Raw genomic sequence first — 12,118 nt, forward strand, 5'->3', positions numbered from 1 at the left:
TCAGAAGAGTGTGCCCTCTTCCGGTCCCTCCAGCTCCTTCAGCAGCTCCGGCCCGTTGTTGCGTACGTTGCTGACCGCCGTCGACACCGGGTAGGCCCGCATCAGGCCGTGCGGCGGCGGCTCCAGGAGCGGGCGCAGGTCGTCGACGTCCGTGCGCGACGGATCGAGCCAGGCGTCCCAGCGGTCCGGGGTCAGCATCAGCGGCATCCGGGGGTGGATGTCGGCGAGGGAGCGCGGCCCTTCCTCCGGCGCGACGGCCAGGGGTGTGGTCTCCGCCTCCGTGGTGATCACCGTGCAGGTCACCCACCAGGCGAGGGGGTGCTCGTCCGGCAGCGTCTTGTCCCGCCAGAACTCGTACAGGCCCGCCATGGCGAAGACCGAGCCGTCCGCCGGGGTCACGAAGTACGGCTGCTTGCGGGGGCGCTTCTTCTTGCCCTCGACCTCCAGCTCGCGCTCCCCGGCGGCGGTGACCCACTCGTAGTAGCCGTCGGCGGGGATGACGCAGCGGCGGGCGGCGAAGGCCCTGCGGTAGGAGGGCTTCTCGTAGACGGTCTCGGCGCGCGCGTTGATCATCCGGGCGCCGCCCTCGGGCGTCTTGGCCCAGGAGGGCACGAGACCCCACTTGAGGGTGCGCAGCTGGCGAACCGGGCGGCGGTCGTCGGCGTCTTTCAGAGGGCGGTCCAGGACCGCGTAGACCTCCTTGGTGGGGGCCACGTTGAAATCGGGGGCCAGTGCCTCTTCGGGCTCCCACTTCTCGATCTCAAAGATTCCTGCGAGATCCTCGGGCCTACGACTCGATGCATACCGTCCGCACATACGTGCCAGACTGCCAGACCGCGTACAACCCGAGGGAGCCGTCCCAGCAATGGAAAGCACCGCATCCGCCAGCCTGGCCGATCTCTGGGACCGGGTCTTCGGTACGCAGTCGGCGCCCGAGCAGTGGCTGGTGATCGCGGCCGGTGTCGCCGCCCTCGCCGTCGTCGTCCCGCACGGCGTCTGGCGCGTCGCCCGCAACGCGATCACCATCGCGCACGAGGGCGGCCACGGCCTGGTCGCGCTGCTGACGGGGCGTCGCCTCGACGGCATCCGGCTGCACTCCGACACCAGCGGCCTCACCGTCAGCCGGGGCAAGCCGACCGGCATCGGCATGATCCTCACCGCCGCCGCGGGCTACACCGCGCCGCCGCTGCTCGGCCTCGGCGGCGCCGCGCTGCTCGCCGCCGACCGCATCACGGCCCTGCTGTGGATCGCCACCGCGCTGCTTGTCGCGATGCTGGTGATGATCCGCAACGCGTACGGCGCGCTCACCGTGGTCGTCACCGGCGGCACCTTCCTGCTGGTCTCGTGGCTGGCGGACACGGACGTGCAGGCGGCGTTCGCGTACCTGGTGGTGTGGTTCCTGCTGCTCGGCGGCGTACGTCCCGCCTTCGAGCTGCAGTCCAAGCGCAGGCGCGGGGGCGCCGGCGACTCGGACGCGGACCAGCTGTCGCGGCTCACGAACGTCCCCGCGGGGATGTGGCTCTTCCTCTTCCACGCCGTCTCGCTGTGCTCGCTGATAGGCGGCGGACGCTGGCTGCTCGGCCTCTGAGCAGCAACGACCGCTCCGCTGTCTGCCACTAAAGTGGGGGCATGACCGTGAACCCAGCGCACAGCACCCTCTGGCCAGCCCCGCACGCGAGCGGAGCCGTCGCCGCGACGGTCCATGTGCCCGGATCCAAATCGGTCACCAACCGTGCCCTGGTCCTCGCCGCGCTCGCCGCCGAGCCCGGCTGGCTGCGCCGCCCGCTGCGCTCCCGCGACACGCTCCTGATGGCGGGCGCCCTGCGCGCCATGGGCGTCGGCATCGAGGAGACCGTCTCCTCCAGCTCCGCCGCGGGCGGTCCGGACGGCTCCGGCGAGGCCTGGCGGATCATCCCCTCCGGTCTGCACGGCCCGGCCACGGTCGACGTCGGCAACGCGGGCACGGTCATGCGCTTCCTGCCGCCGGTCGCGACCCTGGCCGACGGCCCGATCCGCTTCGACGGCGACCCCCGTTCCTACGAGCGGCCGCTGCACGGCGTGATCGACGGCCTGCGCGCCCTCGGCGCCCGGATCGACGACGACAGCCGCGGCGCGCTCCCGCTGACCGTGCACGGCGGCGGTGGCATCGACGGCGGCCCGGTCGAGATCGACGCCTCCTCGTCCTCCCAGTTCGTGAGCGCCCTGCTGCTCTCGGGCCCGCGCTTCAACCAGGGCGTCGAGGTCCGGCACACCGGCTCCGCGCTGCCCTCGATGCCGCACATCCGGATGACCGTCGACATGCTCCGCGCGGTCGGCGCCCAGGTGGACACCCCGGAGGCGGGCGGCGAGCCGAACGTCTGGCGGGTGACGCCGGGCGCGCTGCTCGGCCGTGACCTGGTCGTCGAGCCCGACCTCTCCAACGCCCAGCCGTTCCTGGCGGCGGCCCTGGTCACCGGCGGCACGGTCACGATCCCGGACTGGCCCGCGCACACCACTCAGCCCGGTGACGCGCTGCGGCAGATCTTCACCGAGATGGGCGGTTCCTGTGAGCTGACCGAGCAGGGCCTGGTGTTCACCGGCTCCGGCTCGATCCACGGCATCGACGTGGACCTGAGCGAGGTCGGCGAGCTCACCCCGGGCATCGCGGCCGTCGCGGCCCTGGCCGACTCCCCCTCCACCCTGCGCGGCGTCGCCCATCTGCGCCTCCACGAGACGGACCGCCTGGCAGCGCTCACCAAGGAGATCAACGAACTGGGCGGTGACGTCACGGAGACGGCCGACGGACTGCACATCCGCCCGCGCCGGCTGCACGGCGGGATCTTCCACACGTACGACGACCACCGCATGGCGACCGCGGGCGCGATCATCGGCCTCGCGGTGGAGGGCGTGCAGATCGAGAACGTCGCGACGACGGCGAAGACGCTCCCGGACTTCCCCGAGCTCTGGACCGGAATGCTCGGGAACTGACGGGCTGATCCAGACATGCGTCGCTACGGCAAGAACCCCGACGAGGACGACATCCGCGTCCGCCCCAACCGCAAGGGCAACCGCCCCCGCACCCACATCAGGCCCAAGCACGAGGACGCGGCCGAGGGCATGGTCCTCACCGTCGACCGGGGCCGGCTCACCGTCCTGGTCGACGACCGGATCGTGATGGCGATGAAGGCCCGCGAGCTGGGCCGCAAGGCCGCCGTGGTCGGGGACCGGGTCGCGGTCGTCGGGGATCTGTCCGGCAAGAAGGACACCCTCGCGCGGATCGTGCGCATCGAGCCGCGTACGTCGGTGCTGCGGCGCACGGCGGACGACGACGACCCCTACGAGCGGGTGGTCGTCGCCAACGCCGACCAGCTCGCCATCGTCACCGCGCTCGCCGACCCCGAGCCGCGCCCGCGCCTCATCGACCGGTGCATCGTGGCGGCGTACGACGGCGGTCTGGAGCCGATCCTCGTCCTGACCAAGTCGGACCTGGCGTCGGCGGACAAGATCCTGGAGACGTACGCGACGCTCGACGTGCCCTATGTCGTCACCAGCCGCGAGGAGTTCACCGACGGCGCGGAGCTGGCGCAGGTGCGGGAGCTGCTCGAAGGGAAGGTCACCGCGTTCGTCGGCCACTCCGGAGTGGGCAAGACGACGCTGGTGAACGCGCTCGTGCCGGAGGACCGGCGGCGCACGACGGGCCATGTCAACGCGGTCACGGGCCGCGGCCGCCACACCACCACGTCCGCCCTCGCGCTGCCCCTGGAGGGCTCGGACAGCTGGGTGATCGACACTCCGGGCGTCCGCTCCTTCGGACTGCACCACGTCGACCCGTCCCGCGTCATCCACGCCTTCCCCGACCTGGAGGAGGGCACGGAGGGCTGCCCGCGCGCGTGCAGCCACGACGAGCCGGACTGCGCGCTCGACGAATGGGTGGCTCAGGGAAACGCGGACCCCGCGCGTCTCTACTCACTGCGAAGGCTGCTCGCAACGCGGGAGCGACGCGACGGCGACTGACCTCCCCGTTGTTTGCGGTCCGCGCCCAGTGGCAAGTGCATAATCGCACCAAGCCCGATCCAAGCCAGACGAAGCGGTCACGGAACGTACAGTTGCGGGAGGCAGATACATGGCGTGGCTGCTGGTCATCGTCGCAGGGTTCCTGGAGACCGGTTTCGCGGTCTGTCTGAAACTGTCGCACGGCTTCACCCGGCTCTGGCCGACCATCACCTTCGCCGCCTTCGCGCTCGGCAGCTTCGGCCTCCTCACGCTGGCCCTGCGCAAGCTCGACGTGGGTCCGGCGTACGCGGTGTGGACGGGCATCGGCGCCGCGGGCACCGCGATCTACGGAATGATCTTCCTGGGGGACGTGGTCTCCACCCTCAAGCTCGTCTCCATCTCGCTGGTCATCGTCGGCGTCATCGGACTGCAGCTGTCGGGCGGCGCGCACTGACACCGCGCGGTGCTCAGGCCGCGCTCCAGGGGCCGAGGACGCCGCGCACCAGCTCCACCGGATCCTCGCCGCCGGGTGCGGGCGCGATGACGTACGACAGCGCCATGCGCACGGCGCTCTCGCAGGCGGTGGCCAGCGCGTCGTCTTTGATGGGTTCCTTGGGCCGGGCCCTGCCGTTCAGCGCGTGGACCGCCTTGTCGCGTACGAGGGCGAGCAGTTCGACCGGGGTCGGCACGCCGGCGTCCGCGCGACGCTGGGCCGGTACGGGCGAGGAGGAGATTCCGGGGCGGCTCGGCGCGGGCAGCCGTTCGCTCCAGCAGCCGGTGAGCATGGCGCGCACCAGGGCGTTTCCGCGTGCGGCGCCGATCGTCCAGGCGCTCACGGCGGCGAGCCGTTCCACGGGGCCGCCCTCGGTGGCGAGGGCACGCTCCACGCCGTGCAGATAGACGTCGGTCTCGCGCCGGAGCAGGGCGCGGGCGAGACCGTCCTTGCTGCCGAACTCGTTGTAGAGGGTCTGCCGGGACACCCCGGCCACGGCCGCGACGTCCACCATGCGCACTCCCGGCCAGGGGCGGCGGGCGAGCGCCGTGTAGGCCGCGTCCAGTAAGGATTCCCGTGCTGCGGGCATGGTCGCCTCCATGGGCCGGAGCAGCCGAGGCCGCGCAAGCAGCCGTAGCGGCTCTGCGGCCAGAGTTGACGCGCTCGGGGGCACTGTCAATAGCTCCGGCGCGACCCCGCACCGGATACGTCAGCGTGCGCACCGGCCCGGACATACGGCGCTGTGGCTCAGCCAGAACGAGATCGATACTGTTCACCCATGCCCGACTACCACGATGATCTGCGTCTCGCCCATGTCCTCGCGGACGCCGCCGACGCCGCGACGATGGACCGGTTCAAGGCCCTCGACCTGAAAGTCGAGACCAAGCCGGACATGACGCCGGTCAGCGAGGCCGACAAGGCGGCCGAGGAGCTGATCCGCACCTCGCTGCAGCGCGCGAGGCCGCGGGACGCGATCCTCGGCGAGGAGTACGGCATCGAGGGCACGGGCCCGCGCCGCTGGGTGATCGACCCGATCGACGGCACCAAGAACTACGTACGCGGAGTGCCGGTCTGGGCGACGCTGATCTCGCTGATGGAGGCGGGCGAGGGCGGCTATCAGCCGGTGGTGGGGGTCGTGTCGGCGCCCGCCCTCGGCCGTCGCTGGTGGGCGGCGAAGGGCGGCGGCGCCTACACCGGGCGCAGCCTGACCTCGGCGACCCGGCTGCAGGTCTCGAAGGTGTCGCGGCTGCAGGACGCCTCGTTCGCGTACTCCTCGCTCACGGGCTGGGAGGAGCAGGGCCGCCTCGACGGGTTCATGGACCTGCAGCGCGCGGTCTGGCGCACCCGTGCCTACGGCGACTTCTGGCCGTACATGATGGTCGCCGAGGGCTCGGTGGACATCTGCGCGGAGCCGGAGCTGTCGCTGTGGGACATGGCGGCGACCGCGATCGTCGTGACGGAGGCGGGCGGCAGCTTCACCGGCCTCGACGGCACGCCGGGCCCGCACAGCGGCAACGCGGCGGCGTCGAACGGCCTGCTCCACGACGAGCTGCTCGGCTACCTCAACCAGCGGTACTGACACACCTCAAGCGACGCCACTGACGGCGTACGCCACAGCGGCGCGCGCCCTGAAGCAGCGGCGCGCGCCCTCTTGTTGCCTCCGCGCAAGGCTGCGACTCTGAGAGTCCCCCCACTTGTGAACTTGTGAATCGCTTCTCGTGGCGATCCACCCAGTTCCACCCAGGAGGTGGCTCAAGCCCATGCTCGTCCGCGACGCCATGAGCACGATGGTCCTGACCATCGGCCCCGCCCACACCCTGCGCCAGGCCGCCCGGCTGATGTCGGCACGCCACGTCGGCGCGGCCGTGGTCCTCGACCCCGACACCTACGGCCTGGGAATCCTGACCGAGCGCGACGTCCTCAACTCGGTGGGCCGGGGTCAGAACCCCGACTTCGAGACGGCGGGCACGCACACCACGACCGACGTCGTCTTCGCCACCCCGGCGTGGACCCTGGAGGAGGCCGCGGACGCCATGACGCACGGCGGCTTCCGGCACCTGATCGTGCTGGACGGCAACGAACCGGTCGGCATCGTCTCCGTGCGCGACATCACCCGCTGCTGGGCACCGAGCCGCAGGGGCACGCCGGCCACGGCGGGATGAACGGAAGGCGGGCCGGACCCCCGAGGGGATCCGGCCCGCCCTTTCTCCCTACGACAAGACCTGGTCAGCCGCGCAGGGCCTGGACCGCGGCCTCCAGACGCTTGCCGAAGTCACCGTCCGCCTGACGGAAGTTGTTGATCGCGCGCTCGGCGATGTCGTCGCGCGAGACCCCCGCGATATTGCCCGCGAGGTTGTCGATCAGGCGCGCCTTCTCGTCCTCGGACATCAGACGGTAGAGATTGCCCGCCTGTACGAAGTCGCTGTCCTCGGCGTGCGAGGGGGCGGCGTGGTTGCCGGTGCCGCCGGTGACGGCGCTGGACACCCACAGCGGCCGGTCCGTCTGGTGCGGGCCGCCGAAGGAGTTCGGCTCGTAGTTCTTCGCGCCCTTGTGGCGGCCGTCGTACAGGAAGCCGTCACGCGAGTTGGTGCGCGCCTCGGTGGCGTGCGGGCGGTTCACCGGCAGGTGGTCGGCGTTGATGCCGACGCGGTAGCGGTGCGCGTCGCCGTAGGCGAAGAGCCGGCCCTGAAGCATCTTGTCGGGCGAGGGACCGATGCCCGGCACGAAGTGCGCGGGCGAGAAGATCGCCTGCTCGACCTCGGCGAAGATGTTCTCCGGGTTGCGGTTGAGCTCCAGCTTGCCGATCTCGATCGGCGGGTAGTCCTCGTGCGGCCACACCTTGGTGAGGTCGAACGGGTTGAAGCGGTACTCCGCCGCGTCGGCCGCCGGCATGATCTGCACCTGCACGGTCCAGCTCGGGAAGTCGCCGCGCTCGATGGCCTCGCGCAGGTCGCGCTGGTGCGAGTCGGGGTCCTTGCCCGCGAGGACCTCGGCCTCCTCGGCGGTGAGGTTCTTGATCCCCTGGTCCGTCTTGAAGTGGTACTTGACCCAGAAGACCTCGCCGGCCTCGTTGTTCCACTGGAACGTGTGCGAGCCGTACCCGTTCATGTGGCGGTACGTGGCGGGGATGCCGCGGTCGCCGAAGAGCCAGGTCACCTGGTGGGTGCTCTCCGGGCTGAGCCCCCAGAAGTCCCACACGTTGTCCGCTTCCTGCGAGCCCGTGTACGGGTCGCGCTTCTGCGTGTGGATGAAGTCCGGGAACTTGATGGCGTCCTTGATGAAGAAGACCGGGGTGTTGTTCCCGACGAGGTCGTAGTTGCCCTCCTCGGTGTAGAACTTCAGCGCCCAGCCGCGCGGGTCGCGCACGGCGTCGGCCGCGCCGAGGTTGCCCGCGACGGTGGAGAACCGCAGGAACGTCTCGGTCTGCTTCCCCACCTCGGAGAGGAACTTCGCGCGGGTCCACTGCGAGACGTCACGGGTGAGCGTGAAGGTGCCGTACGCACCGGCGCCGCGGGCGTGCACGATGCGCTCCGGGATGCGCTCGCGGTTGAAGTGCGCGAGCTTCTCGAGCAGCAGCTGGTCCTGGACGAGCACCGGCCCGCCGACGCCCGCGGTCTCGCTGTTCTGGTTGTCCGCGACCGGCGCGCCGGCCTCCGTAGTGAGCGGTCCCTGCGTCACGTGCGCCTCCTGCGTATTGCTGCGTTTGTCCTGCAGACCTGTCCCTTGGCTTTCGCCGTACTCGATCCTACGATAGACATTGTCTAAGTCAAGCAGGCATCCAAAGTCACACTCGTTCGGGACCTGGTCCCCCTCTCTGTTAGGCTGATCCTTATGAGTGACCTCTTGGAGCGACTGCGCGGACGCGGCTGGCGCATGACCGCACAGCGGCGCGTCGTGGCCGAGGTCCTCGACGGCGAGCACGTCCACCTGACGGCCGACGAGGTGCACGCCCGCGCGGTGGACAAGCTGCCCGAGATCTCCCGGGCGACGGTGTACAACACGCTGGGCGAGCTGGTGACCCTCGGCGAGGTCCTCGAGGTCTCGACGGACCGCAGGGCGAAGCGGTACGACCCGAACGCGCACACGCCCCACCAGCACCTCGTCTGCGCCAAGTGCGGCGCGATCCGAGACGTCCACCCCACGGGCAACCCCCTGACGACCCTCCCCGACTCGGAACGCTTCGGCTTCACGGTCGAGGGAGTAGAGGTCACGTACCGGGGGACTTGCCCCAGCTGCGCGGCGGCGGCGTAACACTTCTTCGTACGTTCACGGCGGCCCCGGCATCTCCTGATGCCGGGGCCGCCGTGGTTTGTGGGCAGGCGTTCCGCAGGGCGGAACGGGTGGGCACAGAACGACCACGGTCCGCAGACAACAGCGAATCCCGGCCAGGACAGACCCCTTCCAAGAACTGACGGTGCGTCATATTCTCGGCGGCGCCCAACATCCGCCTGCCCTCCGCAAGGAGATGCCCGTGGGAGATCCGCACCCTCCGAAACTAGAAGCCCACGCAGTGACAAGAACCTTCGGCCGCGGCGCCAAAGCCGTAGAGGCCCTAGGCCCGGTAGACCTGAACATCGCCCCCGGCGAATTCACCTGCATAGTCGGCCCTTCCGGCTGCGGAAAATCAACACTCCTCCGCATAGCCGCAGGCCTCCTGCGCCCCAGCAGGGGCGAGCTGAAGATCCGCACAGCCACGCAGCGCCCCGCCGCAATGATCTTCCAGGACTACGGCATCTACGACTGGAAGACCGTCCAGGCCAACGTCAGATTCGGCCTGGACATCCAGAAGGTCCCCCGCCGCGAGGCGAACGCCCGAGCCACGGCCTTGCTCACCCGCCTGGGCCTCGCGGACTTCGCCGACGCCTACCCCGCCACCCTCTCCGGCGGCATGCGCCAGCGCGTGGCCATCGCCCGAGCCCTCGCCGTGGAGCCCGAGATCCTCCTGATGGACGAGCCCTTCGCGGCCCTGGACGCCCAGCTCCGCACCATCCTCCAGGACGAACTCCTCGACCTCACCCAGACCACCCGCACCACCACCCTCTTCATCACCCACAGCCTCGAAGAGGCGATCGTCCTCGGCGACCGGGTCCTGGTGATGTCGGCCCGCCCCGGCCGCATCATCGCCGAACGCCGCCCGCCGTTCCCGAGGCCCCGCACCGGAGACGTCCGCACCACCCCCGAATTCACCGCCCTCAAGGGCGAGTTGTGGGACCTGCTGCGCGGCGAGGTGGTCCGCGAGGACGAGGCGGTCCCGGCATGACGACGGCCACCCCGCGCAAGGCGCCGGCCCCCGAGGACGGCGTACTCGTCCGCAGACCGGGCCCGCAGGAACTGCACCCCGCCCGCACCCACCGCAGACGCCGCACCCTGGAGATCGGCCTCGCGACAGCGGTCCCGCTCGCCCTGGTCCTGCTCTGGCAACTCGCCGCCACGCAAGGCTGGATCGACGACCGCGTCTACCCCGCACCCCAGACGATCATCGAGGACGGCTGGCAGCGCGCGGCGGACGGCGAGCTGTGGCCCGACGTCTGGGCCACGCTCAAACGCGTCCTCGCCGGATACGCGATCGGCACGGTCACGGGCTACGCCCTCGGCCTCCTCATGGGCTCGCTCTCCGTCGTACGCGCCGCGCTCGAACCGCTCCTGGACGCCCTGTACGTCGTACCGAAGCTGGCGCTCCTCCCCGTCTTCCTGAACATGTTCGGCCTCGGAGAGGGCCCGCAGATCGCGCTCGTCGCGACCACGGTCTTCTTCTTCATCTGGATCTCGACCATGGCGGCGGTGCTCGCCGTGCCGTCGGGCCACCGCGACGCGGGCCAGGTCTTCGGCGCGTCGCCGTGGCAGATGTTCCGCCATGTCCTGCTGCCGGCCTCGCTCCCCGCGGTCCTGGTCGGCGCGCGGATCGCGGCCGGTGTCGCGGTCCTGGTGATCGTCGCCTCCGAGCAGATCGCGGCGGCGGACGGCCTCGGCCACCTCATCTTCGACTCACGGGCGCTGTTCCAGAACGACGTGATGTTCGTCGGCATCGTCTGCGTCGCCGTCCTCGGCGTCGTCTTCTCCGAACTGGTGCGGATCGCGGGCCGGTTGCTCACGCCGTGGGCCCCGCGCGACCGCGGCAGAAGCCAGTCATGACCGTACGTACGAATGTGCTCGGAGGCCCCATGCGCAGCCGCACCCGCACCACCGCCCTGACCACACTCCTCCTCGCGGGCTCGCTGCTCGCCGCCGCGGGCTGCGCGAAGGAGGACGACACCACGGACTCCTCGCCGGCCACCAAGCCCCGCACGATCAAGGCTGTTCCCGGCTGCGGCAAGGGCAGTTGGACGGATCCGGCGGACCTGGCCGCGACCCGGAAGCCGGCCCGCTGCGCCAAGGGCGCGCCCGCACCGCAGCCCCTCAAGAAGGAACGCAGCCTGACCATCGCGACCGGCACGCTGAGCGCGGAGTATGTCGCGCCCCTCCAAATGGCCGTCCAGAAGGGCGAGTTCAAGAAGGAGGGCCTGGACGTCCACCTCAAGGTCCTGCCGACCCCCGAAGCGCTCCCGCTCCTCGCCAAGGGCGACATCGACGCCCAGTGGGCCGCCCCGGAGGCCGCCGTCATGAACGGCATCACCGGCGGCTTCACCATCAAATGGGCGGCGGGGAACTTCTCCCCCGACCCGAAGTCCAAGAGCGGGCTCTGGGTGAAGCTGAAGGAGGGCGAGAGCGCGGACCACGTCCCGATGGCCGGCCGCAAACTCGGCACCATGATCGGCAAGGGCTCTGTCATCTCGTACCCCATGGGCAAGGCCCTGAAGAAGCACGGCGGCGGCCTCGACAAGATCCAGTTCCAGCAGCTCGGCTCGGCGGACGTGCTGACCGCCCTGCAGAACGGCGGCACCGACTCCGCCTGGCTGCTCGACCCGGTCTGGCGCAAGGTCGACGGCGACAAACGGTACGCCTTCCTGGGCGGCCAGCCCCAGGCCGAACCCCTCGGCGGCCTGCTCTTCGGCCCCAATCTCCTGACGGAGGACCCGGACGCGGGCGTAGCGCTGCTCCGCGCCTACATCAGGACGGTGAACACGTACTTCCCCGCCGACTACAAGGCGGACAAGGCCTTCGTCTCCGAACTGGCCAAGCTCCTGAAGACCGACGAGGCGGTCCTGAAGTCGACTCCGTCACTCCGCATGGACTGGGAGATCCGCGCGGGGACGACGGACCGGCTGCAGGACGCGTACGAGGCGGCGGGCGTCGCGAAGGGCGAGAAGGTGCCGGAGTCCAAGGCGGTGGAACGCAGGTTGTACGAGGAGGCGGTGGGCCACACGTCATAGCCCCACTCGGGATACACCAAGGGCCGGAAGCCTCGAAAAGCTTCCGGCCCTTGGCCTTCAGTAGCGGGGACAGGATTTGAACCTGCGACCTCTGGGTTATGAGCCCAGCGAGCTACCGAGCTGCTCCACCCCGCGTCGGTGAACCCAACCTTACGTCACCCCCACGACCAGCGCAAATCCACTCTGCGCACGCTGCGGGCAGACGCTCACCCTCTTCGCCGCCCCGGCTGTGGGCAGGCGTTCCGCAGGGCGGAACGGGTGGGCACAGCCGCAGACGCTCGCCCTCTTCGCTGCCCCGGCTGTGGGCAGGCGTTCCGCAGGGCGGAACGGGTGGGCACAGCCC

13 protein-coding genes and 1 tRNA gene are annotated in these 12,118 nt (G+C 70.4%); 10 read left to right on the top strand and 4 right to left on the bottom strand.

Features of this window, described 5'->3' with window-relative positions:
• Entirely contained in the window at positions 1-816 is an 816-nt protein-coding gene (locus ACIBKX_RS19605) for an SOS response-associated peptidase (RefSeq protein WP_363271537.1), read from the bottom strand.
• Positions 817-865: 49 nt separating this feature from the next.
• Between ACIBKX_RS19605 and ACIBKX_RS19610 the strand changes: the two genes are divergently transcribed.
• The 4 genes from ACIBKX_RS19610 (at position 866) to ACIBKX_RS19625 (ending at position 4,426) form a co-directional block, all read left to right on the top strand.
• Positions 866-1,588: a M50 family metallopeptidase gene (locus ACIBKX_RS19610; protein WP_363271538.1), complete on the top strand. Its 723-nt coding sequence runs from the start codon at positions 866-868 to the stop codon at positions 1,586-1,588.
• 41 nt (positions 1,589-1,629) lie between these two features.
• Positions 1,630-2,967, top strand: a complete 1,338-nt coding sequence (gene aroA, locus ACIBKX_RS19615; RefSeq protein WP_363271539.1) for a 3-phosphoshikimate 1-carboxyvinyltransferase — start codon at positions 1,630-1,632, stop codon at positions 2,965-2,967.
• A gap of 15 nt (positions 2,968-2,982) precedes the next feature.
• Positions 2,983-3,993: a ribosome small subunit-dependent GTPase A gene (gene rsgA, locus ACIBKX_RS19620; protein WP_363271540.1), complete on the top strand. Its 1,011-nt coding sequence runs from the start codon at positions 2,983-2,985 to the stop codon at positions 3,991-3,993.
• A 109-nt stretch (positions 3,994-4,102) separates the two neighbouring features.
• Positions 4,103-4,426, top strand: a complete 324-nt coding sequence (locus ACIBKX_RS19625; RefSeq protein WP_363271541.1) for a multidrug efflux SMR transporter — start codon at positions 4,103-4,105, stop codon at positions 4,424-4,426.
• A gap of 13 nt (positions 4,427-4,439) precedes the next feature.
• Here ACIBKX_RS19625 and ACIBKX_RS19630 read toward each other — a convergent pair whose 3' ends face one another.
• Complete coding sequence (locus tag ACIBKX_RS19630) at positions 4,440-5,054, bottom strand: TetR/AcrR family transcriptional regulator (RefSeq protein WP_363271542.1); 615 nt, start codon at positions 5,052-5,054, stop codon at positions 4,440-4,442.
• 189 nt (positions 5,055-5,243) lie between these two features.
• On the opposite strand from ACIBKX_RS19630, the gene hisN reads away from it, so the two are divergent.
• Together hisN and ACIBKX_RS19640 are read left to right on the top strand one after the other, a co-directional pair.
• Positions 5,244-6,044 carry a histidinol-phosphatase gene (gene hisN / locus ACIBKX_RS19635; RefSeq protein ID WP_363271543.1) on the top strand — a complete coding sequence of 267 codons (801 nt, stop codon included), beginning with the start codon at positions 5,244-5,246 and terminating at the stop codon, positions 6,042-6,044.
• Between the two features lie 181 nt (positions 6,045-6,225).
• Positions 6,226-6,627 carry a CBS domain-containing protein gene (locus tag ACIBKX_RS19640; RefSeq protein ID WP_363271544.1) on the top strand — a complete coding sequence of 134 codons (402 nt, stop codon included), beginning with the start codon at positions 6,226-6,228 and terminating at the stop codon, positions 6,625-6,627.
• A gap of 64 nt (positions 6,628-6,691) precedes the next feature.
• Here ACIBKX_RS19640 and ACIBKX_RS19645 read toward each other — a convergent pair whose 3' ends face one another.
• Positions 6,692-8,143, bottom strand: coding sequence for a catalase (locus tag ACIBKX_RS19645; RefSeq protein ID WP_363271545.1), 1,452 nt, complete (start codon positions 8,141-8,143; stop codon positions 6,692-6,694).
• Between the two features lie 153 nt (positions 8,144-8,296).
• Between ACIBKX_RS19645 and ACIBKX_RS19650 the strand changes: the two genes are divergently transcribed.
• The 4 genes from ACIBKX_RS19650 (at position 8,297) to ACIBKX_RS19665 (ending at position 11,775) form a co-directional block, all read left to right on the top strand.
• Positions 8,297-8,716, top strand: coding sequence for a Fur family transcriptional regulator (locus ACIBKX_RS19650; protein WP_363271546.1), 420 nt, complete (start codon positions 8,297-8,299; stop codon positions 8,714-8,716).
• 220 nt (positions 8,717-8,936) lie between these two features.
• On the top strand, positions 8,937-9,725 hold the full coding sequence (locus tag ACIBKX_RS19655; protein WP_363271547.1) for an ABC transporter ATP-binding protein: 789 nt from the start codon (positions 8,937-8,939) through the stop codon (positions 9,723-9,725).
• Positions 9,722-10,597, top strand: a complete 876-nt coding sequence (locus ACIBKX_RS19660) for an ABC transporter permease (protein WP_363271548.1) — start codon at positions 9,722-9,724, stop codon at positions 10,595-10,597. The genes ACIBKX_RS19655 and ACIBKX_RS19660 overlap by 4 nt, the downstream gene beginning before the upstream one ends.
• 29 nt (positions 10,598-10,626) lie before the next feature.
• Entirely contained in the window at positions 10,627-11,775 is a 1,149-nt protein-coding gene (locus ACIBKX_RS19665; RefSeq protein WP_363271764.1) for an ABC transporter substrate-binding protein, read from the top strand.
• Positions 11,776-11,836: 61 nt separating this feature from the next.
• Here the strand turns inward: ACIBKX_RS19665 and ACIBKX_RS19670 are convergent.
• Positions 11,837-11,910: transfer RNA gene (locus ACIBKX_RS19670), tRNA-Met, on the bottom strand.
• Between the last annotated feature and the right edge of the window lie 208 nt (positions 11,911-12,118).

Source organism: Streptomyces sp. NPDC050658, from assembly GCF_044457025.1.
Lineage (GTDB): Bacteria > Actinomycetota > Actinomycetes > Streptomycetales > Streptomycetaceae > Streptomyces.